We start from the raw sequence: 24283 nt of genomic DNA, 5'->3' as shown, positions 1-24283 counted from the left end.
GCCCGCGCAGGGCGGGCGGCGGATTGCCGCGGATCAGGGCTGCGCCGGCACCGGCCTGCGCGGCACCCGCGCAAACATCACCACATTGCCCAGCATGGCAAGCCCCAGGCCGACGAAGCCGGTCCAGTGCCAGACATAGCCCTCGAACAGCGTCGAGAGGACCAGCGCCACGATCGGGAACAGCACCGTCGCATAGGCGGCGCGGGACGAGCCGATGCGCGCCACCATCAAGAGATAGGTGGTGAAGGCCAGCACCGAGCCGGGCAGCGCCAGGTAAAGCAGCGCGCCCAGATAGCGGGCATCGGGCGGCGCCACCACGGGCGTGCCGGTCAGCGCGATCAGCCCGGCCAGCGCCAGCGCGCCATAGGCCATGCCCCAGGCGGTGGCGATGCTGGGCGGCAGCCCGGCCGCGCTGTTCCTGCGCGAGACCATGTTGCCCAGCGAAAAGAACATGGTGCCAAGCCCGGCCAGCGCCAGCCCGCGCAGCGTGCCCGCCGCCTCGGCCTGGGCGAGGTCGCCGCCGAAGAGCAGCGCCACCCCGCCCGCGCCCAGCATCGCCGCCAGCACCGTCCGCCCCGAGATCGCGTCGCCGAAGAAGATCCGCGCATTCACCGCGTTGAAGATCGAGGCCAGCGAGAACACCACCGACAAGAGCCCGGACGGGATGTATCGGGCCGAGGCATAGAAGCACAGGAAGTTCAGGCAGAACAGGCACAGCGCCTGCGCCAGGACCCAGGGCTGGTCGCGCCGGCTTGGCAGCCGCAACCGGCCAAGCGCCGCCAGCAGCACCAGATAGACCGCCCCCGCCAGCGCGAAGCGATAGAAGACCGAGACCAGCACCGGCACGGGGCCGACCTGGAAGGCGATGGCGATCCAGGTCGAGCCCCAAATCAGGACGGTGGTGGCGAAAAGCAGCAGGTTCATGGGCGTTCTCGTGGGCAGTTCGTTGGCAGTTCGGTGGCAGTTCGGTGGCAGTTCGGCGCGACACTAGCGCGCCGCGGCCGGGCGGGATTGCACGATCTTGCGGCGATCCGCCGGCCGGCCTCATGGGCAGGCGCATTTCCCGCTTTCCGCGCCGCGCGCCCGGGCCTAGTTTCGCGCCATGACCGACCAGTCGCTGCCCATCTCGGCCTATCTCGCGCGCGCACCGCATGCGCGCAGGCTGGGCCATGTCGAGCTGGGCTTCGGCTGCTCGGCCACGGTCTGGCAGAACCGCGATGCCCGCATCCGCTATGACGATCCGCAGGGCCATACGCTGAGCTTCTATACCCGGGGCGGCGGCGGCACGCGCCGGCTGGACCGGGACGGCGCCGCGGCGGGACCGGGCTGGCCGGGGGCGGTCTGCCTGATGCCGCAGGGCCAGGCCTCGGAATGGCAGATCGGCGCCAGTTTCGAATTCGTGCACCTGCACCTGCCCGACGAGGCGCTGCGGCGCAGCTTCGCCAGCACCTGCGACCGCGACGCCCGGCTGCTGCAACCGGCCGACCTGACCTATGTCGAGGCCCCGGCGCTCGCCGCGCCGTTTCGCGCGCTGCATGACGCGACCCGCGCCGGCGCCCGGCTGGCGGCCGAGGGCGCCATGCACGACATCCTGGGCCTGGTCTTCGCCGACCGCCGCTATGGTGCCGGGCTGCGCCTGCCGCTGACCGGCGGCCTTGCGCCGCGGCGGCGCCGGCTGGTGCTGGACCATATCGAGGCGCACCTGTCCGGGCCGCTGCATCTGCACGAGCTGGCGGCGCTGGCCGGGCTGAGCCCGTTCCATTTCCAGCGCAGCTTTCGCGCCAGCTGCGGGGTGTCGCCCCATCGCTGGATCGCGGCCCGGCGCATCGAAAGGGCGCGGTGGCTGCTCGGCTCGGGCGCGCCGCTGGCACGCATCGCGCTGGATTGCGGCTTCGACAGCCAGAGCCATTTCACCCGCGTCTTCAAGGCCGCCATGGGCCTGACGCCCGGCGGCTATCGCGCCGCGCTGGGCACCGCCCGGGCCTCGCGCGCGACGTAAATCTGCCACAGGCCGGGCCGGATCATGTTACCGCAACCGGCTTTCGGTGAAGCAGCAGGCGCGTTGCGCGTGGCGCGCTGGCTGAATTGGGTATTTGGGGAGCAAAGAAGCGGCCGGCTTTCGCGCGGAGAAAAGGGAACGGCCAGCCGGGTGGGGCTGGCCGTCGGTCGTTCGGGGCTGGCGGGCGGCCTAGAAGCTGCGCGAGAGCGAGAGCTTGAGGTTGCGGCCGGGCGCCGGACCGGTGAGCCAGGTCGCGGGGGTGTAGTCGCGGTCGGTGACGTTGTCGACGCCCACATGGACCTCGACGCCTTCGAACTGGCCGCCCTGCGCTTTCCAGGTCGCGAAGATGTCGTGCACGCCATAGCCCGCGCGGCGATCCCCCTCCGGCTTGTCGCGGCCCGCGGCGAGCGTGCTGCGCAGGCCGATGCGCCAGGCGTCGCTGGCCTGCCAGATCGCCGAAAGCGTCAGCCGGTTGTTCGGCAGCGTGTCGAGGTCGGCGCCGTCCTGGTCCTCGCCATTCACCACCGAGACCGCGGCGCCCAGCTCCCAGGCCGCGATGGAATAGCTGGCCGCGATCTCGCCGCCGCGCAGATAGGCGCGGTCGATGTTGACATAGGCCGGCGTCGGGGCCGGCGCGTTGGTGCGCATGATCATGTCGTCGATATGGTTGCGGAACAGCGTGAGCTTCAGCACCGCCTCGTCATCCGCGGCCAGCAGGCCGCTGCCGCGATAGGACAGGCCCAGCTCGATGTTCTTGCCCTTCTCGTCCTTCAGGTCGCCCGAGGGCGCGCCGCCCATGAAGCTGTCGTAGAGCTCGTCCACCGTCGGCATGCGGTTCACGAAAGCGACCGAGCCAAAGACCGACAGGCTGTCGTTCAGCCGGTAGATGGCAGCGACCTGCGGCTCGATGGATTCCGAACTGTAGGCGTCATCCGTGACCGTGACCGAGGATTTCGGCTCGGTGCGCTGCTTTTCGTAGCGCAGGCCGGAGTTGACCGTCAGATTGCCCCAGGTCAGCTCGGACAGCGCATAAGCACCCCAGCTGCGGGTATAGGCCTCGGGGTGCGAGCTTGACGGCACGCTGGACGAGCGGTCCTGCTTCAGCACCTCGGCGCCGGTGGTCAGGTGATGGTCGTAGCCGGCGCCCGACAGGTCCGCGACGTTGCGCAGCTTGAACTTCCACAGCCGGTAGTCGCGCGCGCCCAGAAGCGAGTCCATGATCGGCTCGTCCGGGTCGTTGTCCTGCCGCACGTCCTTGAGCGTGTTGGTATAGGACAGCGTCGCCGTCAGGTCGACATAGCGGTTGTCCTGCGGGTTCCATCCCCAGATCAGCCGCGCGGTCTGGTCGCGGGTGGTGATGTCGCCGACGCCCCAGCCGGGGAAGCCCGGGAACAGCCCGGCCTGCGCGCCTTCGAGCTGGTTGAAGTCCTGGTCGTCGCCCTTGGCCTCGAGATGCTGGTAGGAGAAGGCGACATATTGGTCGCCGAAGGTTTTCTTCGCCTTCAGCAGCAGGTTGGGCGTCTTGGAATTCGCGCGCACCGTGGTGTTGCCGTCGGCGGCCTCGGTGTCGCCCAGCTTGCGCCAGGCGAAGGCGGCCAGGGCCTCGAAATCCTCGGCAGGACGCCAGCCAAGCGCGACGCTGCCCAGCACGGTGTCGGGGTTGCTGGCATAGCCCAGCTTGGCCTTGCCGCCGAAACTCTTGCCGGGGGCGATCAGGTCGCTGGCCTCGATCGTCTCCATGGCGATGACGCCGCCGAGCGCGCCCGAGCCGTAGAGCGTGGAGGAGCCGGGACCGCGCAGCACCTCGACCTGGCGCAGGAAATCCGGTTCGACGAACAGCGCGCCCTGACGGTAGGATTCGTAGTATTTCTTTTCGCCGTCGATCAGCTGGACGATGCCGGCCTCGGAGGCGGCGGCGCTGGACGAGCCGAAGCCGCGGATGTTGAAACCCTGGCCGAAGAAGCTGCCCGAGCCGACGCCGGCGACGCCCGGCACGGTCGAGAGCACCTCGCCGATATGGGTCGCCTCGATGTCGTCGAGCTGCTGGCCGTCCACGACCGAGACGGATTGCGGCACCTCGGAGGCGACCTTGGGCTTGCCGGCGCGCAGCACCAGCTGGTCCAGCACGAAGGTTTGCGGCGCGGCGTCCTGCGCCCAGGTCGGGCCGGCGAGCGTCAGGGTGGTCAGGCAGGTCGAGCCGGCAAGCAGCGCGCCCAGAAACAGGTGGCGTGGCATCATGTCCCCGTGGTCTTGTCAGGAAAGTTACGGCTGGCCACGGGGCCGGCATCTTGCGCTGGGTAAATTAATCCTAGTAAATCTGTCAATGATTCCCTGCCGATCATCCCGGGCGCCGGCCCGGGAGCAATCCAGTGAAAGGCCCGAGCATGAGCCCATATTCCCCCGAAGACCTGCGCCGCCTGGCGGCCGAGGACGCGGGCCGTCCCTTCGACCTGGCCGAGCGCCTGGGTGTGCCCGAAGCGGCGCTGGTCGCGGCCGAGACCGGGCGCGGCACCACCCGCATCGACGCCACGCCCGGCCGGCTGATCCCGATGGTGCAGGCCCTGGGCGAGGTCATGGCCCTGACCCGCAACCGGTCCTGCGTGATCGAGAAACTCGGCACCTACAACGAGTTCCACGACGGCGAACATGCCGCGATGACGGTGGACCACGAGATCGACCTGCGCATGTTCCCGCGCCATTGGGTGCATGGCTTTGCCGTCGAGAAGGCGGGCGATGCCGGCATCCGCCGCTCGATCCAGGTCTTCGACGCGGCCGGCGATGCGATCCACAAGATCCACCTGCGCGAGGGCTCGGACCTGGGCGCCTGGGCCGCGCTGAAGCAGGCGCTGGCGCTGCCGGAGCAGTCCGACAGCATCGAATTTGCCGCGCGCGCGCCGGTCGAGCCGGCCAAGGCCGCGCCCGAGCGGGTCGAGGCGCTGCGCCGCGAGTGGTCCGAGATGACCGACACGCATCAGTTCAACATCCTGATCCGCCGGCTGAAGATGAACCGGCTGGGTGCCTATCGCAGCATCGGCGCGCCCTTCGTGCGGCCGCTTTCGGTCGAGGCGGTGCCGGCGCTGATCGAGCGCGTGCAGGCCGAGGGCTGCGGCGTGATGATGTTCGTCGGCAACCAGGGCTGCATCGAGATCCATTCGGGCCGGTTCGAGACGCTGCGGCCGATGGGGCCCTGGCTGAACGTGATGGACCCGCGCTTCAACCTGCACCTGCGCGGCGACCATGTCGCCGAGGTCTGGGCGGTGGAAAAGCCGACCAAGCGCGGCCCGGCGATCTCGGTCGAGGCCTTCGACGCCGAGGGGGCGCTGATCTTCCAATGCTTCGGACTGCGGCCCGAAAAGGGCGGCGACGCGGCGCAATGGGCGGCGCTGGTCGAGACCCTGCCGGCGCTGGCCGAGGCCGCGGCATGACACGGCTGGCCCTGCTCGCGCTGCTGCTGGCCGGGACCGCCCATGCGCAATCCTGGCCCGAGGCCAGGCGCGTGCTGCCGCTGGGCGGCTCGGTGACCGAGATCGTCTATGCCTTGGGCGAACAGGACCGGCTGGTCGGGCGCGACACCACCTCGAACTGGCCGCCCGAGGCGAATGCCCTGCCCGATGTCGGCTATGTGCGGGCGCTGGCGCCGGAAGGGGTGCTGTCGGTCTCGCCCGACCTGATCATCGCCGAGGATGGCGCCGGCCCGCCCGAGGCGGTTTCGGTGCTGAAGGCCGCGGGCGTGCCCTATGTCACGGTGGACGAGAGCTATGACGCCGAGGGGGTGCTGAAAAAGGTCGACGCGGTCGCCGGCGCGCTGGGCGTCGCCGAAAAGGGCCGCGCGCTGCATGAGAAGCTGGCGGCCGACCTGAAGGCGGCGGCGGAACGTTCGGCCACCGTCGGCACGCCGAAGAAGGTGCTGTTCGTGCTGTCCCTGCAAGGCGGCCGCGTGATGGCGGGCGGCACCGGCACCGCCGCCGACGGCATCATCCGCCTGGCCGGCGCGGAAAACGCCATGGCGCAGATACAGGGCTACAAGCCCCTGACCGACGAGGCGGTGATCCAGGCGGCGCCGGACGTGATCCTGATGATGCGGCGCGGCGACGACAAGGCCGATGCCGAGGCCAATGGCGGCAACAGCCACGCGGCGGCGAAACAGGCGGCGCTGGCCATGCCGGCGCTGGCCCAGACCCCGGCCGGCCGCGACGGCGCGCTTGTGATGATGGACGGGCTGAAGCTGCTCGGCTTCGGGCCGCGCACCGGCGAGGCCGCGGTCGAGTTGCACGACCTGATCTATACCGGGTCGTGATGGTGGCCTTGCACCCCGAAGGCGCGCGCATCGAGGGCGACCGCGGCCCGCGCGCGCGCCGGCTGTGCCTGGCGCTGGCGGTGCTGCTGGTGGCGGTGGCGCTGGTCTCGCTGGGCTGGGGCGCCTCAGGCACCTCGCTCATGCGGGCCATGTCGGACTGGCTGGCCGGGCGCGAGCTGGCGGTGCAGGACCGGGTGGTGCTGATGGACATCCGCCTGCCGCGCGTGCTGATGGGCATGGTCGTCGGCGCCTCGCTCGCGGTCTCGGGCGCGGTGATGCAGGGGCTGTTTCGCAACCCGCTGGCCGATCCGGGCATCGTCGGCGTCAGCGCCGGCGCCTCGCTGGCGGCGATCTGCGCCATCGTGCTGGGCGCGGCGCTGCCCGCCGGGATCGCGGCGCTGTTCGGCTGGTATCTGGTGCCGGTCGCGGCCTTTTTCGGCGGCTGGGTCACGACGCTGCTGCTGTACCGCATCGCCACGCGGCGCGGCCGCACCTCGGTCGCGACCATGCTGCTGGCCGGGATCGCGCTCGGGGCGATCATGGGGGCATTTTCCGGGCTCCTGGTGTTCCGCGCCACCGATGCCGAGCTGCGCGACCTGACCTTCTGGGGCCTGGGCTCGCTGGCCGGGGCGAACTGGCCCAAGCTGATCGCCGGGGCGCCGATCATGATGCTGGCGCTGGTCTTTGCGCCCACGCTGGCGCGCGGCCTGAACGCGCTGGCTCTGGGCGAGGCCGCCGCCGGCCATGTCGGCATCCGCGTGCAGCGGGTCAAGAACCTGGCCATCCTGACCGTCGCCGGCGCCACCGGCGCCGCGGTCGCGGTCTCGGGCGGGATCGGCTTCGTCGGCATCGTGGTGCCGCATCTTCTGCGGCTGATCAGCGGGCCGGACCACCGCTGGCTGCTGGTCAACTCGGCGCTCCTGGGGGCGATCATGCTGCTGGGCGCCGACATGGTCAGCCGCACCGTGGTCGCGCCGGCCGAACTGCCCATCGGCATCGTCACCGCCATCATGGGCGGGCCGTTCTTCCTGTGGATCCTGTTGCGCAATCGCGGAGTGCTGGACCTGTGAGCCTGATCGCCCGCGACATTAGCGTCAGCCTAGGCCGGAAGCCGGTGCTGCACGGCGTCAGCCTGACCGCCCGTGCGGGTCAGGTCACCGCCATCGTCGGCCCGAATGGCTCGGGCAAGACCACCCTGATGCGCTGCCTGACCGGCGAGCTGGCCTGCAAGGGCCGGATCAGCCTGGGCGATCGCGACCTTGCCGCCATGCCGCCCGAGGAACAGGCCCGGCGCCGGGCGGTGCTGCCGCAGGCGGCGGCGCTGTCCTTTCCCTTTACCGTGGCCGAGGTGGTCCGCATCGGGTTGGAAGCGCGCGGCGAGCGGGCCGAGGCGCTGGTCCCGGCCGCGCTGGCTGCGGTGGACCTGCCCGGTTTCTCGGGCCGGCTCTATCAGGAACTGTCGGGTGGCGAGCAGCAGCGCGTGCAGCTGGCCCGCGTGCTGGCCCAGGTCTGGCAGCCGGTCGACGAGACGGGGCCGCGCTGGCTGCTGCTGGACGAGCCAGTCAGCAGCCTCGACATCGCGCATCAGCTGGCGGTGATGCGGCTTGCCGCCGATTACGCTAGGCGCGGCGGCGGCGTGGTCGCGGTGCTGCACGACCTGAACCTGACCGCGCTTTTCGCGCAGAACCTGCTGCTGATGAGCGGCGGGCGCGTGCTGCATCAGGGTCCCGCGGCCGAGGTCCTGACCGACGAGCTGCTGTCGCGGGCCTATGGCTGCCGGCTGCGGGTGAACGCCGTGCCGGACAGCGGCATCTGGGTGCTGCCCCACGCCGCCGCCTAGGGCGCCTCGGCCTCGCGCACGGCGATGCGGGCCATCTCGAGGATGGCCTCGCGCGTCTCGGCCACGGCGATGAAGCGGCCGTTGTGGCAGAAGCGCGCGCCCGGCACGCCCGAGGCGGCTTCCAGCGCCGCATCGGTCAGCCCGGCCCAGGCCTCGGGCAGGTCGGCACGCTGCGCGAAGCCGTCCTCGGCCTTGCGGATCCCGGTCAGCGCCCAGTCGCGCTCGCGCGGGTGGATGACGAACAGCAGGTGATCGGCGCCCGCCTTCTCGATGGCGGCGCGAAACGGCATGCCCTGCGGCAGTTCCAGCACCCGCGCGGTGCCGGCATCGACGATGGCGCGCAGCACGACGGCCTCGGCCCGGGCCTTGGCGGCCTTGCGGCGGATGCTGGCCTCGATGAAGGCCTGCGCGATGGCCTGGGCATGGGCAAAGGCTTGGCTCTCGGCCTGCGGGTCGGGATCGTCGAAGACCGGCTTCAGGCTTTCCAAGAGCATCGGCAGGGTCAGGTCGGCCAGCAGCGGCCCGGCGGTCGAGGGGTCCAGCGCGCCATTGTCCATCAGGTCGATCGGCAGCACGAAGCCCGCGTCGAAATCGGCATGGATCGCCTCGACATCCGGCTCGGGCACCGCCAGGGCACGCAGGTAGCCGCGGCCGAAATGCCGCCAGACCAGCCCGAAGGAACTGAGCGGCCGGCCATCCTCGCGCAGCGGCGCCGGGCGCTGGTGATGGTCGAAGACCCCGGCCTGCGCGTCATAGGCCCGGCCGACGTCATAGATGAGCCGGTCGGGGGCGGGCGTGATCCAGGCCGCGTCGCGGCTGCGCACCAGCCGGGCGTCCGGGAACAGCCGCGCCAGGATCACCGTCGACAGCAGCTCATCGGCGTGAAAGCCGCCGGAATGGGTCACGAGAAAGGAAATGGTCATGGAATGCGGCCCTTGAAGGTCAGACGCGGCCCCGGATGGCGCGCCGCCTGCCCTTAGCCGAAAAATCCCCGGCGCGGAATGGCCGTCCGCGTCACTCGGCCAGCAGTTCCGTGTCCCAGTAAAGATAGTCCATCCAGCTTTCATGCAGGTGGTTCGGCGGAAAGCGCCGGCCGACGGCATGCATTTCCTCGGGGCTGGGCCGGCGCGGCGGCTGGCGCAGCGTCAGCCCGGAATGGCGCAGCGACTTGTTGGCCTTTTTCAGGTTGCAGGGCGAACAGGCCGCCACGACGTTTTCCCAGCTGGTCACCCCCCCGCGCGAGCGCGGGATGACGTGGTCGAAGGTCAGATCGCCCTTGGCGCCGCAATACTGGCAGCAGAATTCGTCCCGCAGAAAAAGATTGAAGCGCGTGAATGCCACGCGCTTCTGGGGTTTGACGAAATCCTTCAGCACCACGACCGAGGGGATGCGTATGCTTTGCCTCTGGCTTCGCACCACCTCGTCATATTCGGCGATGATCTGCACCCTGTCGAGAAACACCGCCTTGATCGCCTCCTGCCAGGGCCAGAGCGACAGGGGGTAATAGCTCAGCGGTCGGAAATCGGCGTTCAGCACCAATGCGGGATGTTGGCGCAGGCTTGAGGGTTCCCGCACGAACTGCGTTCGAAAATCGCCGTGGTCATCCAGCATCGGCACCTCGTTTCGCCCTGCCCGGAACTCGTCGTCTTCTGGTGCCCCGACTATATATCGCGGCGATGGGCTGACAAGTCCCCGAATATATGCCCGGGCATCAATTAAACGCGGGCCGTGACGCGGATATGACAGGGGCTAGTGCGGCGAGGCGATCTTCAACAGCACCAGTCCCGACAGGATCAGCACCGCCGCGACCAGGCGCAGAGGGTCGCTGGATTCGCCCAGCAGGACGATGCCGGCCACGAACGAGCCGACCGCGCCGATGCCGGTCCAGATCACATAGGCCGTGCCCAGCGGCAGCACCTTCATCGACAGCGACAGGAACCAGAAGCTGACCAGCATGGTGCCCAGGGTCACGGCGGTATAGATCGGCCGGCTGAAGCCTTCGGACTGCTTCATGGCATAGGCCCAGACCACCTCCAGCAGCCCCGCAACGATCAGATAGATCCACGCCATGCCGTCCCCTCTTTTCCGCGCCGCTCTGGCCGCCATGGGAAATTACTGGCAAGATGGCGGGCATGACGCAACCGCCTTCCCTACTCGGCACCCTGGAATCCGCGCTTTACGCCGAGGATCTGGACGCGGCCGCCCGCTTCTGGACCGGGGTGATCGGTCTGCCGGAAATCGCCCGCGTGCCGGGCCGGCACGTGTTCTTTCGCTGCGGCGCGCAGGTGCTGCTGGTGTTCCGGGCCGAGGCGACCCGGCAGCCGCCGAAAGCCGGCGCCCGCCTGCCGGTACCGCCGCATGGCAGCGACGGCGCGGGGCATTTCTGCATGGCGGCACGCCCCGGCGACCTGGACGCCTGGCGCGCGCATCTGGAAGCGGCGGGGATCGGGATCGAGGCCGACTTCATCTGGCCCCAAGGCGGCCGGTCGCTGTATTTCCGCGACCCGGCCGGGAATTCCATCGAGATCGCCGATCCGGCGATCTGGGACTAGGGCGACGCTCTCAGCGCCGGGCGCGCACGGCCACGCGCTGCGGTTGCGGTGCCAGGAGATGCGAGGCCGCCAGGCCAGCCGGGATCAGGGCAATAGCGGTCATCCAGAACAGGGTCATCGGATTCTCCTCGTCTTCCTCGATTCGAAGGTAGGGTCTGCGCCCGGTTTCGCAAGTGCGAAATCGCTCAAACCTTCACGACTTGGCGGCAAGCCGCTCTTTCAGGAAGGCCAGCGCCACCGACAGCCCATCGGGCGAGATGCCGTGCGGCGTGCCCTTCATGACATGGCCATAGACGGTGAAACCGGCCGCTTGCAGCGCCTCACCGGCGATCCCCATGCTCTCGAAGGGCACCACCGGATCCTGGTCGCCGTGCAACAGCAGGATCGGCGGCCTGGTCCTGGCCTCGCCCGCCTTCTCGGGCTCCATCAGCCGGCCCGAGAAGCCGACGACGCCGGCAAGCTCCGGCTCGCGCTGCGGCGCCACGGCCAGCGCCATCATCGTGCCCTGCGAAAAGCCGACCAGCGCCAGCCGGTCGGAGCTCACGCCCTCATCCGCCAGCACCTTGTCGAGAAAGGTGTTGATGTCATCGAAGGATTGCGCGGCCGAGGCGCGGGCCTGATCCTCGCTGGAGCCATCCATCCAGGGGATCGGAAACCATTGATAGCCCATCGGATTGTTGACGCAGGGCTCGGGCGCGTTCGGGGCATAGAAGGCGGTCCCGGGCAGATGCGGCGCCAAGGGATCGGCAAGGCCCAGCAGGTCGGCGCCATCGGCGCCATAGCCGTGCAGGAACACCACCACGGAATCGGCCTTTTGCGGCCCCTTGCGTTCGGATTTCAACTCGCGCGGCATGTTTCCCCCTTAGCGGACGCCCTCGCGCCCCTTCGCGACCCGGTAATAGGCCCAGAGCGCCCGGGCCGCAACCGCGCGCCATGGCCGCCAGGGCTCGGCCAAGGCGAGCAGCGCCGCCGGGCCGGGGCGTTCCGGCAGGGCGTAGAGCAGCCGCGCCGCCTCGGCCAGGGCAAGGTCGCCGCCGGCGAGGACGTCCGGCCGGCCCAAGGCGAATTTCAGGTAGATCTCGGCGGTCCAGCGGCCGATGCCCGGCAGGGCGGTCAGGCGGGCCACGGCCTCGTCGTCCGGCAGGGCGCGCAGGCCGGGCCAATCCACCCCGGCCGTGGCGATGCCGCGCAAATAGCGGATCTTGGGCCGCGACAGGCCGGCGGCACGCAGCGCCTCGTCATCGGCGCTCGCGATCGCCGCCTCGCTGTCGAGACCCGCGGCCGCCATCCGGCCCGCGATGGCCGCAGCGGCGGCGGTCGAGATCTGCTGGCCCAGCACCGCATCGCGCAGCGCCCCGAAACCCTCGGGCCAGCGCCGCAGCGGCAGCGGCAGCAGCGCCGGCAATTCCCGCGCCCAGACCGGGCAGACCCGCATCAGATGCGCCGCGCCCTCGTCCAGGTCGGCGGGGCCGCGGATCTCGCGCATCAGATCTGGTCCTCGCCGCTCAGATGCGCCTCCTCCTTGAGCCGGGTCTCGAAAGCCATGGAGATATGGTGCCTAAGCGCCTGTTCCGCAGCACTTTCGTCGCGCCGCCCGATGGCATCGACAATGGCCTGGTGCTCCTCCAGCGAGATCGCGTCGCGGCCCTTGGCGGCCAGCGTGGTGCGCGCCATCAGCGCCATGCTGCGATGCACCAGGTCCAGTTGCTGCACCAGGTAGCGGTTGTGCGAGGCCAGGTGCAGCTGGTGGTGAAAGCGGCGGTTGGTGCGCGCCAGCTGCTGCGGATCGCCCAGGATCTTGCGGTCGTCCTCGACCATGCCGGCCAGTACGCGGATCTCTTCCGGCGTGGCGTGGCGGGCTGCCAGTCGCGCGGCCAGCGCCTCGAGCTCGGCGCGCACGGTGTAAAGCTCGGCCAACTGGTTGTGGTCCAGCGTGGCGACGATCAGGCTGCGGCCGTCGCGCTTCAGCATCGACTGGGTCTCAAGCCGCTGCAGCGCCTCGCGCACCGGGGTGCGGGAGACGCCGAAACGCTCGGCCAGTTCGGATTCGACCAGCCGGTCGCCGGGGCGATAGCTGCCGTTGTCGATGGCCGAAAGGATCAGGGAATAGGCGTCTTTCATCCGCGCACGATTCCCCCTTGGCGCGGCGATTGCAAGCGCCATGCCGTGGGTTTAGGCATGGGCCATGGATTTTCGGCATGTCACCACCTGGATCTTCGATCTGGACCATACGCTTTACGCGCCCGAAGTGCGGCTGTTCGCCCAGATCGAGCGGCGCATGACCGCCTATGTCATGCGCACGCTGGGCGTGGCCGAGGCCGAAGCCAGCCGGCTGCGCGAGCATTACTGGCGCCAGCACGGCACCACGCTGGCCGGGCTGATGGCCGAGCATGGCGTCGAGCCCATGGCCTATCTGCGCGACGTCCACGACATCGACTTCAGCGCGCTCAGCCCCGATCCCGAGCTGGCGGCGCTGATCCGCGCCCTGCCCGGCCGCAAGATCGTGCATACGAACGGCGACACCGCCTATGCCGCCCGCGTGCTGGACCACCGCGAGCTGACGGTCTTCGACGCGATCCATGGCGTCGATACCGTGGATTTCCACCCCAAGCCCGATGCGCGCGCTTATGCCGCAGTCCTGGCGGCCGAGGGTTTCGACCCGGCCGAGGCCGCCATGTTCGAGGACGACGCCCGCAACCTCCTGGTGCCGCACCGGCTGGGAATGCAAACGATTCTGGTCGGTTGCGGTCGGCACGGCCCGGATGCGCTGGCGGCGGATCGCCCGGACGAGCCGCATGTCCGCCACCGCACGCTGGATCTGACCGGCTTCCTGCGGGACTTGTCCCGCGACCGCGTCGCGGTATGATCGCGGCTCACCCGACACGACGACCCAGGAAGCGCGCCATGACCGACAGCCCAGCCGACGAACTCGCCGAACGGCGGACCGCCCGATTTCTGTTCAGCTTCGCCCTCGTGCTGGTGCTCGCCTGCGTGGTCGGATTCGCGCTCTGGGGCCTGCCGGCACTGGCGATGATCGGCTTGGCCGCGACCGTTCTGGTCTATGGCATGCTCGCGGCCTACGCGGCCGGATTCTGATACCGAAAGCAGGGCCATGCGCATCGAGGATACCGAGATCCTGGTCTCCGGCGGCGGCATCGCCGGCCTGATCGCCGCGGCGGCCTTCGGCAGCGCCGGCCATGCGGTCACCTGCGTCGATCCCGCCCCGCCGGTGACCGAGGAATCGGCCGAGGGCGCCGACCTGCGCACCACCGCCTTCCTGCATCCCTCGATCGCCGTCCTGTCCGCGGCGGGGCTGTGGGAGCGGCTGGCCCCGCATGCCACGCCCCTGCAGGTCATGCGCATCATCGACGCCGGCGGCAAGCGCGCGCAGGCCCGGCTGACGCGCGACTTCGACGCGGCCGAGATCTCGGACCAGCCCTTTGGCTGGAACCTGCCGAACTGGCTCTTGAAACGGGAAATCTCGGCCCGGCTGGCCGGGTTGCAGAATGTCCGCGTCCTGTCCGGCACCGGCACGGCGGGCCTGCTGGCCCGCGATACCGAGGCCCTGGCCACGCTGAGCGACGGCAGCCAGCTGCGCGCCCGGCTGGTCATCGGCGCCGACGGCCGCAACTCGGCGGTTCGCCAGGCGCTCGGCATCGGCACGCGCACGCTCCGCTATGGCCAGAAGGCGCTGGCCTTCGCCGTCACCCACGAGCGCCCGCATGAGAATGTCTCGACCGAGATCCACCGCTCGGGCGGCCCCTTCACGCTGGTGCCGCTGCCCGACCGCGACGGCAGGCCCAGCTCGGCCGTGGTCTGGATGGAGCGCGGCACCGAAACCGCCCGGCTGCGCGCCCTGCCCCGCGCGGCGTTCGAGGCCGAACTGAACCAGCGTTCGGCCGGGGTGCTGGGCCACCTGATCCAGGCGACGCGGCTGACGGAATGGCCGATCATCAGCCAGATCGCCGACCGTTTCACCGGCCCGCGCACGGCGCTGATCGCCGAGGCCGCGCATGTCGTGCCGCCCATCGGCGCCCAAGGGTTGAACATGAGCCTCGCCGATCTCGCCGCCCTGGTCGATCTATCCGCGGGTGATCCGGGCAGCGCCGCCTCGCTCGACGCCTATGAGCGCCGCCGCCGCCCCGAGGCGCTGGCCCGGCTGATCGGCATCGACGCGCTGAACCGCGCCAGCATGATCTCGGCCCGCCCCCTGCGCGACCTGCGCGCCGCGGCCCTGGGCGGGCTTTACGCCGTCGCCCCGGTGCGCCGCATCATGATGCGGGCCGGTCTGGGCGTGAACTGATCGGCTTTCTCTGTTTTTCAAATACCCATCTTTTCAACCGAGCCGACGGTCGCAGGGGTATTTTAGAAACAGAGAAAGCCTTTCCGGCGCCCCATGGCATCCGTCGCCGCGATCTGCCACATATCCCGCATGGCCAAACCGATCACCGCCTTCACCTGCACCGCCTGCGGTGCCAGCCACCGGAAATGGTCCGGCAAATGCGACGCCTGCGGCGCCTGGAACACCATCGTCGAGGAGGCTCCGCTCAGCCAGGGGCCGGGGCGCGGCCTCGGCACGCTGAAGGGCAAGAGCATCCCGCTTTCGGGCCTCGACACGCAGGAGGCGCCGCCCGCCCGGGCCGTCTCGGGCATGGCCGAGCTTGACCGCGTGCTGGGCGGCGGGCTGGTGCCGGGCTCGGCCGTGCTGGTCGGGGGCGATCCCGGCATCGGCAAGTCCACCCTGCTGCTGCAGGCCGCCAGCGCCTTTGCCCGTTCGGGGCAGAGCGCGATCTATATCTCGGGCGAGGAGGCGAGCGCCCAGGTCCGCATGCGGGCGCAGCGCCTGGGCCTGGGCGACGCGCCGGTGCGGCTGGGCGCCGAAACCGCCTTGCGCGACATCCTGACCACGCTCGACGCCGAGCGGCCCGATGTCGCGGTGATCGATTCGATCCAGACGCTGTGGTCGGACCAGATCGAGGCGGCGCCCGGCTCGGTCGGCCAGGTCCGCGCCAGCGCGCATGAGCTCGTCACCTTCGCCAAGCGGCGCGGCACCGCCGTGATCCTGGTCGGCCATGTCACCAAGGAGGGCCAGATCGCCGGCCCGCGCGTGGTCGAGCACATGGTCGACACCGTGCTGTATTTCGAGGGCGAGCGCGGCCACCAGTTCCGCATCCTGCGCGCCCACAAGAACCGCTTCGGCCCCGCCGACGAAATCGGCGTCTTCGAGATGACCGGCGGCGGGCTGTCCGAGGTCGCGAACCCGTCGGCGCTGTTTCTGTCGGAACGCGGCGAGCCCAACCCCGGCTCGGCGGTCTTCGCCGGCATCGAGGGCACGCGGCCGGTGCTGACCGAGATCCAGGCCCTGGTCGCGCCCTCGACATTGGCGAGTCCCCGCCGAACCGTGGTCGGGCTCGATGGCGGCCGGGTCTCGACCATCCTCGCCGTGCTCGAGGCGCGCTGCGCCATCCCCTTCGCCGGGCTCGACGTTTTCCTGAACGTTGCCGGGGGGATGCGGGTCAACGAGCCCGCCGCGGACCTGGCCATCGCCGCCGCGCTGCTGAGCGCGCGCGAGGATGTCGCCCTGCCCGCCGATTGCGTGCTTTTCGGCGAGATCAGCCTGTCGGGCGCGCTGCGGCCGGTCTCCCAGGCGGAAAACAGGTTGAAAGAGGCGCAGAAACTTGGTTTTTCACGGGCGATCCTGCCGTCGGCCACCAAGGTCGAGGGCGTTGCCGGGATGCGGATCGACCGCACCCCGGATCTGACAAGTTTCGTGGGCGAGACATTCGGCGCCGGCTGACGGTGCCGCATCTTTCGCCCCCAAACGCGGGCAATCCCGCGAAAGGGCGTGTAAATGGACGGTTTCACCCTCATCGACGGCATTGTCGCGGCGGTCATCATCCTGTCGGCGATCCTGGCCTATGCGCGCGGCTTCGTGCGCGAATCGCTGGCGATCCTCGGCTGGATCGGCGCGGCGGTGCTGGCCTTCATCTTCGCGCCGACGGTCCGGCCCATGGTGGCGCAGATCCCCGGGCTGAACAAATTCCTGGCCGACAGTTGCGAGCTTGCCACCATCGCCGGCTTTGCCGCGGTCTTCGCCCTGGCGCTGGTGCTGTTCTCGATCATCACCCCGCTGTTCTCCTCGGTGGTGCAGCGCTCGGCGCTCGGCGGGGTCGACCAGGGCATGGGCTTCCTGTTCGGCGTGGCGCGCGGCATCCTCTTGGTCGCCATCGCCTTCATCGTCTATGACCGCGTCATGGCCACGCAGCCGGTCGCCATGGTGGAAAATTCGCGCTCGGCCCAGGTGTTCGAGCGCATGCGCGGCCAGATGGACCAGCAGATCCCGCAGGACGCGCCGGGCTGGGTCGTCAGCCGCTATGAGCAGCTGGTGCGCAGCTGCGGCCCGACCGCCGAGCCGGTCGATGCCGCGACGCCGACGCCGGCTCCGGCCGGTGCTGCGCCGGCGAACTGAGGAAATATGCCGCTTTCGTGACATAAAAAGCGCCCCGTCCTGCCGGCGGGGCGTGACTTCGGCGGCCCGACACCCTAAATTGGCCTCGACCACCCATGCCCAGCCCCCGGAATAGCCCCAAGAGTCGGTGATGATGCAGCCATTCCTTGCCCATCCCTTCGATTCCGACCGCCTGCACGAAGAATGCGGCGTGTTCGGCGTGATCGGAGTCGTGGATGCCGCCAATTTCGTCGCCCTCGGCCTGCACGCGCTGCAGCACCGGGGCCAGGAGGCCGGCGGCATCATCAGCCACGATGCCGAGCAGGGCTTCAACAGCGCCCATCGCTTCGGCTATGTGCGCGACAATTTCACCAAGCAGAGCCTGATGGAGACGCTGCCCGGCGCGCTGGCCATCGGCCATGTGCGCTATTCCACCGCCGGCACCAAGGCGGCGACGGCGATTCGCGACGTGCAGCCGTTTTTCGGCGAATTCGCCATGGGCGGCTGCGCGGTGGCGCATAACGGCAATATCACCAATGCCATGGCGCTGCGGCGCGAGCTGATCGAGCGCGGCTCGATCTTCCAGTCCAGCTCGGATTCGGAATGCATCATCCACCTGATGGCGCGCTCGATCCAGCGCAACATTCCCGAGCGGATGAAGGACGCGCTGCGCCGGGTCGAGGGTGCCTTCAGCGTCATCGCCATGACCCGCACCAAGCTGATCGGCGTGCGCGACCCCCTGGGCGTGCGGCCGCTGGTGCTGGGCAAGGTCGGCGACGACGGCTTCGTGCTGTCCTCCGAGACCTGCGCGCTCGACATCATCGGCGCCGAGTTCATCCGCGAGATCGAGCCGGGCGAAATGGTGGTAATCTCCAAGGGCGAGGTCGAAAGCTCGCGCCCCTTCGGCCCGTCCAAGGGCCGGTTCTGCATCTTCGAACACGTGTATTTCTCGCGTCCCGATTCGATCATCGGCGGCCGCTCGGTCTATGAGACCCGGCGCCAGATCGGCGTGGAACTGGCGCGCGAGGCCCCGGTCGAGGCCGACCTGGTCTGCCCGGTGCCCGACTCGGGCACCCCGGCCGCCATCGGCTATGCCCATGAAAGCGGCATCCCCTTCGGCATGGGCATCATCCGCAACCAGTACATGGGCCGGACCTTCATCGAGCCGACCGAGCAGATCCGCAACATGGGCGTGCGGCTGAAGCTCAACGTCAACCGGGCGCTGGTCAAGGGCAAGCGCGTGGTGCTGGTCGACGATTCCGTGGTGCGCGGCACGACCTCGCGCAAGATCAAGGACATGATCCTGGACGCCGGCGCGGCCGAGGTGCATTTCCGCATCGCCAGCCCGCCGACCGCCTGGCCCTGCTTCTATGGCGTCGACACCCCCGACCGCGACAAGCTCCTGGCCGCGCAGATGTCCGAGGCCGAGATGCGCGACTGGATCGGTGTCGACAGCCTGGCTTTCGTCTCGCTGGACGGGCTCTACCGCGCCGCGGGCGAGGCCAAGGGCCGCGACAAGTCCTGCCCGCAATATTGCGACGCCTGCTTCTCGGGCGACTATCCGGTCGCACCCTTCGACCAGCTCGAGCGCGGCTTCCGCATGAAGCCGAATTCGGAAGGCGCGACCGTCGTGACTGGCCACGCGGCCGAATAGACCCCGCGCAACCATCAGGGCGGCGCCGGGCCGCGAAAAAAGCCGGGGGCTCGATGCCCCCGGCTTTTTTGACCCGCCCCCTACGGCTGACGGATCATGGGCCGGGATCAGGCACGGGGGCCCGCGCAACCGGCCCCGGCCGAGTCACTTCCGACAGTCCAGCGCGACCTCGACCGGATTGGGCACCAGTTCCAGCATCGCGCCGCTGCCGGCATCGACGCCGGCGCCGATGATGCCGCCGAAGACCACGTTCCCCGCCATGGCCGCACCGCCGCCCCCGGCGACGCGGTTCGTCACGCGGATCTGCTGCGGCTGGCAGCGGTCCTTGCTGACCACCACGTTCAGTTCGGATTTTCGGGGCAGCTTGAAGGTGCAGGGCGTGCCGGCGCAGGTCTCGCCATTGCTCAGCTTCACCTGCGCGCCTTGCGGGTTGGAGTTCACCACCAGCACGTCCTTGGTGCCGCGGGTGATGGTCGCGCAACCGGCGAGCGAAAAGATGGCCAAGGCTACGGCCAGGAATCGGATCATGTTCAGTCCTCACATCATGTCGAGAACTTTCAATGAACACCGAAATCCCTTACATCCGGTAAACCTGCCCATGATTTCGGCAGATACGCGCAAACCTCAGATCCGGCCGATCTTTTCCGGCAGGATCACGGTGAAGCGGCTGCCCTGGCCGCGGGTGCTTTCGATGCGCAGCCGGCCGCGATGGCGGTTGATGATGTGCTTGACGATGGCAAGGCCCAGCCCGGTGCCGCCCTGCTCGCGCGAGCGATGGGTGTCGACGCGATAGAAGCGCTCGGTCAGGCGCGGCAGGTGCTGCTGCTCGATCCCCTCGCCGCGGTCGGCGACCGAGACCGACCAGGCCGGGCCGCGCAGCACGGGCTCGTGTCCCAGATGCTCCAGCGCGACCGTGACCACGCCGCCGCCGGCGCCGTATTTCAGCGCGTTCTCGACCAGGTTGTGAAACACCTGCACCAGTTGGTCGGCATCGCCCGGAATCATCGCCTTCCCGGCGGCGCCGGTCAGTTCCAGCCGCACCCCGGCCGCACCCGCCGCGGGGGTCAGCGTCGCCACCACCCCGCGCAGCAGGGCAGCGAGGTCCAGGCTCTGCGCCGGGCGCCGGCGCTCGTCCTGCTCGACCCGGCTCAGCGACAGCAGGTCGGCGACCAGCCGGTTCATCCGCCCGGCCTCGCGCTCCATGATGTCAAGGAAACGGGTGCGCGCGGCCTCGTCGTTGCGGGCCGGGCCGCGCAGCGTCTCGATGAAGCCCATCAGCGCGGTCAGCGGCGTGCGCAATTCATGGCTGACATTGGCGACGAAATCGCGGCGCATCTGCTCGGTTTCCTCGTCGCGCGAGCGGTCCTCGATCGCGACCGTGGCGCCGGCCAGCCCCGGCGCGTCGAGCCGCGTCACCGTCACCGCGCAGAACACCCGCCGTTCGGCGGCGCCAAGCGCCAAGCTCAGCTGCGCCCGGTCCTGCTGCCCGGCCAGCACCCCGTCCAGCGCCGCGTTGACCTCGGGCTGGCGCAGCACGGTGACGAAGGGCCGCCCGCCGGGAACCGGACCCAGCAGGGCCTCGGCCGGCTCGTTGGCGCCCATGATCCGGGCCTGGCGGTCGACGACCAGAATCGCCACCGGCACGCCCCGAAGCAGCGCATGCAGGCGCGCCTCGATCATCCCTCGAAGGCCCGGGTCAGTCCCTTGCGGAAGCGGGCGGCGTTGCGGCGATAGCCCTCGGCCGATTTCAGCAGTTGCGCCCGGGCGATGTCGTCGAGCTGGCGCAGGATCTTGCCCGGCGCCCCCATGACCAGCGAGCCGGGCGGGATCTCCTTGCCCTCGGCCACCAGCGCACCGGCGCCGATCAGCGAGCCCGCGCCGATGCGGGCGCCGTTCATGATCGTGGCGCCCATGCCGATCAACACGCCGTCCTCGATGGTGCAGCCGTGCAGGATGGCGCGGTGGCCGATGGTGCAATTGGCACCGATGGTCAGCGGATAGCCCATGTCGGTGTGGCAGACGGTCAGATCCTGCACGTTCGAGCCGCGCCCGACGCGGATCTCCTCGTTGTCGCCGCGCAGCACGGCGCCGAACCAGACGCTGGCCCCCGCCTCCAGCACCACGCGGCCCATCAGCTGCGCGCCGGGCGCCACCCAGGCCTCGGCGTCGAGTTGCGGGGTGATCCCGTCCAGTTCCCAGATCATCGGCTCTCCTCCTCCATCAGGGCGCGAACGAAGGGGCCAAGCCCCACCTGCCGGTCCCGGCGCTGCCGTTCCGCCTTCAGGATGGTGATCAGGCTATCGGTGCTGCGGTCAAGGTCGTCGTTGACGATGACATAGTCGTATTCCGCCCAATGGCTGATTTCGGCGCGGCTTTTCTGCATCCGGGCCGCGATCACCTCGGCCGCGTCCTGGCCGCGTGACACCAGCCGCCGCTCCAGTTCGACCAGGCTCGGCGGCAGCACGAAGATCGAGACGACATGCTTGCCGAGGCTCGAGGCCCGGATCTGCTGGCCGCCCTGCCAGTCCACGTCGAAGAGCGTGTCGCGCCCGGCCAGCATGGCCGCTTCGACCGGGGCGCGCGGCGTGCCGTAGAAATTGCCGAAGACCTCGGCATGTTCCAGCATCTCGCCGGCCTTGACCATGTCCTGGAACTCTTCGGGGCTGCGGAAATAGTAGTGGCTGCCCTCGACCTCGCCCGGGCGCGGCTGGCGGGTGGTGGCCGAGACGGAAAAGCGCAGGTCCGGGTCCCAGTCCATCAGCCGGCGCGCCAGCGTCGATTTCCCCGCCCCCGAGGGCGAGGACAGGATCACCAGCAAACCGTTGCGCCCCAGATCCATCCGTCAGCCCCCGACCATTCCCGTATCCTGCCCGCGCCGCCTGAATGGCCCCGGCCGGCAGCGGGGTCAAGACCCGGCCCCACGGCCCGGCAAAAGCGTCGCTGATTTTAACCATCGCCGGAAAATTCTCTCGGAAATGGTGAACGAAAGGTTTAGATTCAGACTGTGTGAGTGTTTTACGAGTGAACAGGTGGGTCGGGGCTGATGATGCAGGACCAGGGGGACGACATTCCGGGGACCGAGGACGAGGTGTCGCGGCGCGCGCGCGGCAAGGGCAAGCTGTTGCGCCTTGCCGATTACGAGCCGGTGCAGGCCGAGCGGATCCTTGGCGAATTGCGCGGCTATTGGGAAGGGCTGCGCCAGGGCCGCGCCGTCCCCGCGCGCGGCGACGTGGAACCGCGCGGCATCCGCCGGGCGCTGGACTATGCCTTCATCCTGGAGCGCATCGCGCCGGGGGCGGCGCGCTTTCGCCTGGCCGGGCGGCACCTGATCGACCTGATGGGCATGGAGGTGCGCGGCATGCCGATCTGCGCCTTCCTGAACACCAGTTCGCGCGGGCGGCTGTCGGACGTGCTGGAAAGCGTGTTCCGCGGCCCGCAGATCGCCGAACTGTTGCTGGATTCGCCGGCGACCTATGGCAGGCCGGCGATGTCGGGGCGCATGCTGCTGCTGCCGCTGCGTTCGGACCTGGGGGATGTCACGCGCGCGCTCGGCTGCATGATCTGCGAGGGCGAGGTCGGCGAAAGCCCGCGCCGCTTCGACCTGGTCTCGGACGAGGAATTTCCGGTCATCCCCGGCGCCAAGGTGCTGGAACCGTCGCCCTCGCGCGCCGGGTTCGAGGAGCCGCCGGCGCCGTGGAAACCCAGCTCCCGCGCCGAGCCGACACCCGCGCCCGAGCCCATCACGCCCGAGGAGCGCCGCGCCCGCTTCCGCCTGATCGACGGTGTGCAGCCGTCGCCGCGCGGCACCCGCTACTGACGCAAGCCATGAAAAAGGGCGGCCGGGATGATCCCGCCGCCCGGTTCGGTCGCTGACGCCGCGCTCAGCTGGCCTTGGCCTGCTGGCCGCCGTTCAGGCGCCGGCTGCGCAGTTCCTCGGCCACCAGGAAGGCCAGTTCCAGCGACTGGCTGGCATTCAGGCGCGGGTCGCAGGCGGTGTGGTAGCGGTCGGACAGGTTCTCGTCCGTCACCGCCCGCACGCCGCCGGTGCATTCGGTCACGTCCTGGCCGGTCATCTCGAAATGCACGCCGCCGGGGATGGTGCCCTCGGCGCGGTGGATGGCGAAGAATTCGCGCACCTCGCGCAGGATCGAATCGAAGGCCCGGGTCTTGTAGCCGGTCGAGGACTTGATGACATTGCCGTGCATCGGATCGCAGGACCAGACGACATTGGCGCCCTCGGCCTGGACGGTCTGGATCAGCCGCGGCAGGTGGTCGCCGACCTTGCCGGCGCCGAAGCGGGCGATCAGCGTCAGCCGGCCGGGTTCGTTTTCCGGGTTCAGCCGCTCCATCAGCACCTTCAGGTCCTCGGCCGTGGTCGAGGGCCCGCATTTCAGCCCGATCGGGTTCTGCACGCCGCGGCAGAACTCGACATGCGCGCCGTCGGGCTGCCGGGTGCGGTCGCCGATCCACAGCATATGGCCCGAGCCCGCCACCGGCAGGCCGGTCGTCGAATCGATCCGGGCCAGCGCCTCTTCGTATTCCAGCAGCAGGGCCTCGTGGCTGGTGTAGAAATCCACCTGCCCCAGGTCATGCGCGGTTGCCGAGGTCACGCCGGCGGCGGCCATGAAGGCCATGGCATCGCTGATGCGGTCGGCGATGTCGCGATAGCGCGCGGCTTCCTCGCCGCCGGTGAAGTCGCTGATCCAGCTTTGCACCCGGTGCATGTCGGCATAGCCGCCGGTCGAGAAGGCGCGCAGCAGGTTCAGCGAGGCCGCCGCCTGGGTATAGGCCGCCAGCATCCGTTGCGGGTCGGGAATGCGCGCCGCGGGGGTGAAGTCGAAGCCGTTGATGATGTCGCCGCGATAGCTGGGCAGCTCCTGCCCGCCGATCACCTCGGTGGGTGCGCTGCGCGGCTTGGCGAACTGGCCCGCCATGCGGCCGACCTTGACCACCGGCAGCTGCGCGCCCCAGGTCAGCACCACGGCCATCTGCAGCATCACCTTGAAGGTGTCGCGGATATTGTCGGCGGAGAACTCGCCGAAGCTTTCGGCGCAGTCGCCGCCCTGCAACAGGAAGGCGCGGCCCTGCGCCACCGCCGCCAGCGACTGCTTCAGCCGGCGCGCCTCGCCGGCAAAGACCAGCGGCGGGTATTCCGCCAGCTGGGCCTCGACCGCGTTCAGCGCCGGCTGGTCGGGATAGTCGGGCATCTGGACGCGCGGATAGGCGCGCCAGCCACGCTTGTCCCATGCCTGTGCCGGGGTCGCGGAACTGGAATTCGTCTGTGCCATGATCCTGTCCTTCATGTAGCCCTTTGCGCCATATAGAGCCTGGCGCGGCGAAGGAAAAGCCTTGCGCGCGCCGCATCCGCCTGATGATCTGCACCCGAAGCAGCGCCGCGACCGACATGCCAGAGCACGATCCAGCAATCCCCCCGGATCCGGGGCCGGGTCCGGCCGCCGTCCCCCGCCCCGCCCGCTATGTCTTCCTGCTTCT

At 69.6% G+C, this 24283-nt stretch carries 26 protein-coding genes; 13 read left to right on the top strand and 13 right to left on the bottom strand.

Features of this window, described 5'->3' with window-relative positions; translation table 11 throughout:
* Positions 1-33 precede the first annotated feature (33 nt).
* Positions 34-924 carry a DMT family transporter gene (locus E3D03_RS16090; protein ID WP_263567786.1) on the bottom strand — a complete coding sequence of 297 codons (891 nt, stop codon included), beginning with the start codon at positions 922-924 and terminating at the stop codon, positions 34-36.
* Positions 925-1102: 178 nt separating this feature from the next.
* Between E3D03_RS16090 and E3D03_RS16085 the strand changes: the two genes are divergently transcribed.
* Positions 1103-1999 (top strand): helix-turn-helix domain-containing protein, encoded by an 897-nt coding sequence (locus E3D03_RS16085; RefSeq protein ID WP_263567785.1) that lies wholly within the window; start codon positions 1103-1105, stop codon positions 1997-1999.
* Between the two features lie 189 nt (positions 2000-2188).
* On the opposite strand, the gene E3D03_RS16080 is transcribed toward E3D03_RS16085, so the two are convergent.
* Positions 2189-4234 carry a TonB-dependent receptor domain-containing protein gene (locus E3D03_RS16080; RefSeq protein ID WP_263567784.1) on the bottom strand — a complete coding sequence of 682 codons (2046 nt, stop codon included), beginning with the start codon at positions 4232-4234 and terminating at the stop codon, positions 2189-2191.
* A 149-nt stretch (positions 4235-4383) separates the two neighbouring features.
* Between E3D03_RS16080 and E3D03_RS16075 the strand changes: the two genes are divergently transcribed.
* Genes E3D03_RS16075 through E3D03_RS16060 form a run of 4 tightly spaced genes read left to right on the top strand, consistent with a single transcriptional unit; the run spans position 4384 to position 8136 of the window.
* Positions 4384-5424, top strand: a complete 1041-nt coding sequence (locus E3D03_RS16075) for a hemin-degrading factor (protein ID WP_263567783.1) — start codon at positions 4384-4386, stop codon at positions 5422-5424.
* Positions 5421-6296: a hemin ABC transporter substrate-binding protein gene (locus E3D03_RS16070; RefSeq protein ID WP_263567782.1), complete on the top strand. Its 876-nt coding sequence runs from the start codon at positions 5421-5423 to the stop codon at positions 6294-6296. Before E3D03_RS16075 ends, E3D03_RS16070 begins: the two co-directional genes overlap by 4 nt.
* The gene (locus tag E3D03_RS16065; RefSeq protein ID WP_263567781.1) at positions 6296-7366 is read left to right on the top strand and encodes a FecCD family ABC transporter permease; all 1071 of its coding nucleotides are present in this window, start codon (positions 6296-6298) and stop codon (positions 7364-7366) included. The genes E3D03_RS16070 and E3D03_RS16065 overlap by 1 nt, the downstream gene beginning before the upstream one ends.
* The gene (locus tag E3D03_RS16060; protein WP_263567780.1) at positions 7363-8136 is read left to right on the top strand and encodes a heme ABC transporter ATP-binding protein; all 774 of its coding nucleotides are present in this window, start codon (positions 7363-7365) and stop codon (positions 8134-8136) included. Before E3D03_RS16065 ends, E3D03_RS16060 begins: the two co-directional genes overlap by 4 nt.
* On the opposite strand, the gene E3D03_RS16055 is transcribed toward E3D03_RS16060, so the two are convergent.
* The 3 genes from E3D03_RS16055 to E3D03_RS16045 form a co-directional block, all read right to left on the bottom strand.
* Complete coding sequence (locus tag E3D03_RS16055) at positions 8133-9059, bottom strand: MYG1 family protein (RefSeq protein ID WP_263567779.1); 927 nt, start codon at positions 9057-9059, stop codon at positions 8133-8135. The genes E3D03_RS16060 and E3D03_RS16055 overlap by 4 nt on opposite strands.
* 91 nt (positions 9060-9150) lie before the next feature.
* Positions 9151-9747 carry an HNH endonuclease gene (locus tag E3D03_RS16050; RefSeq protein WP_263567778.1) on the bottom strand — a complete coding sequence of 199 codons (597 nt, stop codon included), beginning with the start codon at positions 9745-9747 and terminating at the stop codon, positions 9151-9153.
* A 138-nt stretch (positions 9748-9885) separates the two neighbouring features.
* Positions 9886-10206, bottom strand: a complete 321-nt coding sequence (locus E3D03_RS16045) for a DMT family transporter (protein WP_062562396.1) — start codon at positions 10204-10206, stop codon at positions 9886-9888.
* Positions 10207-10268: 62 nt separating this feature from the next.
* Between E3D03_RS16045 and E3D03_RS16040 the strand changes: the two genes are divergently transcribed.
* Positions 10269-10688: a VOC family protein gene (locus E3D03_RS16040; protein WP_263567777.1), complete on the top strand. Its 420-nt coding sequence runs from the start codon at positions 10269-10271 to the stop codon at positions 10686-10688.
* Between the two features lie 193 nt (positions 10689-10881).
* Here E3D03_RS16040 and E3D03_RS16035 read toward each other — a convergent pair whose 3' ends face one another.
* Genes E3D03_RS16035 through E3D03_RS16025 form a run of 3 tightly spaced genes read right to left on the bottom strand, consistent with a single transcriptional unit; the run spans position 10882 to position 12809 of the window.
* Positions 10882-11541, bottom strand: coding sequence for an alpha/beta hydrolase (locus tag E3D03_RS16035; RefSeq protein WP_263567776.1), 660 nt, complete (start codon positions 11539-11541; stop codon positions 10882-10884).
* A 9-nt stretch (positions 11542-11550) separates the two neighbouring features.
* A complete protein-coding gene (locus E3D03_RS16030; RefSeq protein ID WP_263567775.1) occupies positions 11551-12174 on the bottom strand; it encodes a DNA-3-methyladenine glycosylase family protein in 624 nt (207 codons plus the stop codon).
* On the bottom strand, positions 12174-12809 hold the full coding sequence (locus E3D03_RS16025) for a GntR family transcriptional regulator (RefSeq protein WP_263567774.1): 636 nt from the start codon (positions 12807-12809) through the stop codon (positions 12174-12176). Before E3D03_RS16025 ends, E3D03_RS16030 begins: the two co-directional genes overlap by 1 nt.
* A 64-nt stretch (positions 12810-12873) precedes the next feature.
* Between E3D03_RS16025 and E3D03_RS16020 the strand changes: the two genes are divergently transcribed.
* The 6 genes from E3D03_RS16020 (at position 12874) to purF (ending at position 18790) form a co-directional block, all read left to right on the top strand.
* Complete coding sequence (locus E3D03_RS16020) at positions 12874-13554, top strand: pyrimidine 5'-nucleotidase (protein ID WP_263567773.1); 681 nt, start codon at positions 12874-12876, stop codon at positions 13552-13554.
* Between the two features lie 38 nt (positions 13555-13592).
* On the top strand, positions 13593-13784 hold the full coding sequence (locus E3D03_RS16015) for a hypothetical protein (RefSeq protein WP_263567772.1): 192 nt from the start codon (positions 13593-13595) through the stop codon (positions 13782-13784).
* A 16-nt stretch (positions 13785-13800) separates the two neighbouring features.
* Positions 13801-14991 carry a UbiH/UbiF family hydroxylase gene (locus tag E3D03_RS16010; protein ID WP_263567771.1) on the top strand — a complete coding sequence of 397 codons (1191 nt, stop codon included), beginning with the start codon at positions 13801-13803 and terminating at the stop codon, positions 14989-14991.
* Positions 14992-15120: 129 nt separating this feature from the next.
* Entirely contained in the window at positions 15121-16485 is a 1365-nt protein-coding gene (radA, locus tag E3D03_RS16005) for a DNA repair protein RadA (protein ID WP_263567770.1), read from the top strand.
* 54 nt (positions 16486-16539) lie between these two features.
* Positions 16540-17157, top strand: coding sequence for a CvpA family protein (locus E3D03_RS16000; protein ID WP_018001092.1), 618 nt, complete (start codon positions 16540-16542; stop codon positions 17155-17157).
* Between the two features lie 133 nt (positions 17158-17290).
* The gene (purF, locus tag E3D03_RS15995; protein ID WP_263567794.1) at positions 17291-18790 is read left to right on the top strand and encodes an amidophosphoribosyltransferase; all 1500 of its coding nucleotides are present in this window, start codon (positions 17291-17293) and stop codon (positions 18788-18790) included.
* Between the two features lie 144 nt (positions 18791-18934).
* On the opposite strand, the gene E3D03_RS15990 is transcribed toward purF, so the two are convergent.
* The 4 genes from E3D03_RS15990 to gmk all read right to left on the bottom strand — a co-directional run bounded on the left by E3D03_RS15990 (position 18935) and on the right by gmk (position 21623).
* A complete protein-coding gene (locus E3D03_RS15990) occupies positions 18935-19318 on the bottom strand; it encodes a translation initiation factor 2 (RefSeq protein WP_263567769.1) in 384 nt (127 codons plus the stop codon).
* Between the two features lie 96 nt (positions 19319-19414).
* Complete coding sequence (locus tag E3D03_RS15985; RefSeq protein ID WP_263567768.1) at positions 19415-20470, bottom strand: ATP-binding protein; 1056 nt, start codon at positions 20468-20470, stop codon at positions 19415-19417.
* A complete protein-coding gene (locus tag E3D03_RS15980) occupies positions 20467-20994 on the bottom strand; it encodes a gamma carbonic anhydrase family protein (RefSeq protein ID WP_263567767.1) in 528 nt (175 codons plus the stop codon). The genes E3D03_RS15985 and E3D03_RS15980 overlap by 4 nt, the downstream gene beginning before the upstream one ends.
* Positions 20991-21623 carry a guanylate kinase gene (gene gmk, locus E3D03_RS15975; RefSeq protein WP_263567793.1) on the bottom strand — a complete coding sequence of 211 codons (633 nt, stop codon included), beginning with the start codon at positions 21621-21623 and terminating at the stop codon, positions 20991-20993. The genes E3D03_RS15980 and gmk overlap by 4 nt, the downstream gene beginning before the upstream one ends.
* 213 nt (positions 21624-21836) lie before the next feature.
* Between gmk and E3D03_RS15970 the strand changes: the two genes are divergently transcribed.
* Positions 21837-22607 carry a PAS domain-containing protein gene (locus E3D03_RS15970; RefSeq protein WP_263567766.1) on the top strand — a complete coding sequence of 257 codons (771 nt, stop codon included), beginning with the start codon at positions 21837-21839 and terminating at the stop codon, positions 22605-22607.
* 64 nt (positions 22608-22671) lie between these two features.
* Here E3D03_RS15970 and E3D03_RS15965 read toward each other — a convergent pair whose 3' ends face one another.
* A complete protein-coding gene (locus E3D03_RS15965) occupies positions 22672-24078 on the bottom strand; it encodes a class II 3-deoxy-7-phosphoheptulonate synthase (RefSeq protein ID WP_263567765.1) in 1407 nt (468 codons plus the stop codon).
* Positions 24079-24283: the final 205 nt, after the last annotated feature.

Origin of the sequence: Paracoccus sp. DMF (genome assembly GCF_004407025.1) — a bacterium.
GTDB lineage: Bacteria > Pseudomonadota > Alphaproteobacteria > Rhodobacterales > Rhodobacteraceae > Paracoccus > Paracoccus aminovorans_B.
Note: the sequence above shows the minus strand (reverse complement) of the source record. Positions and strands in the feature narration are given on the sequence as shown.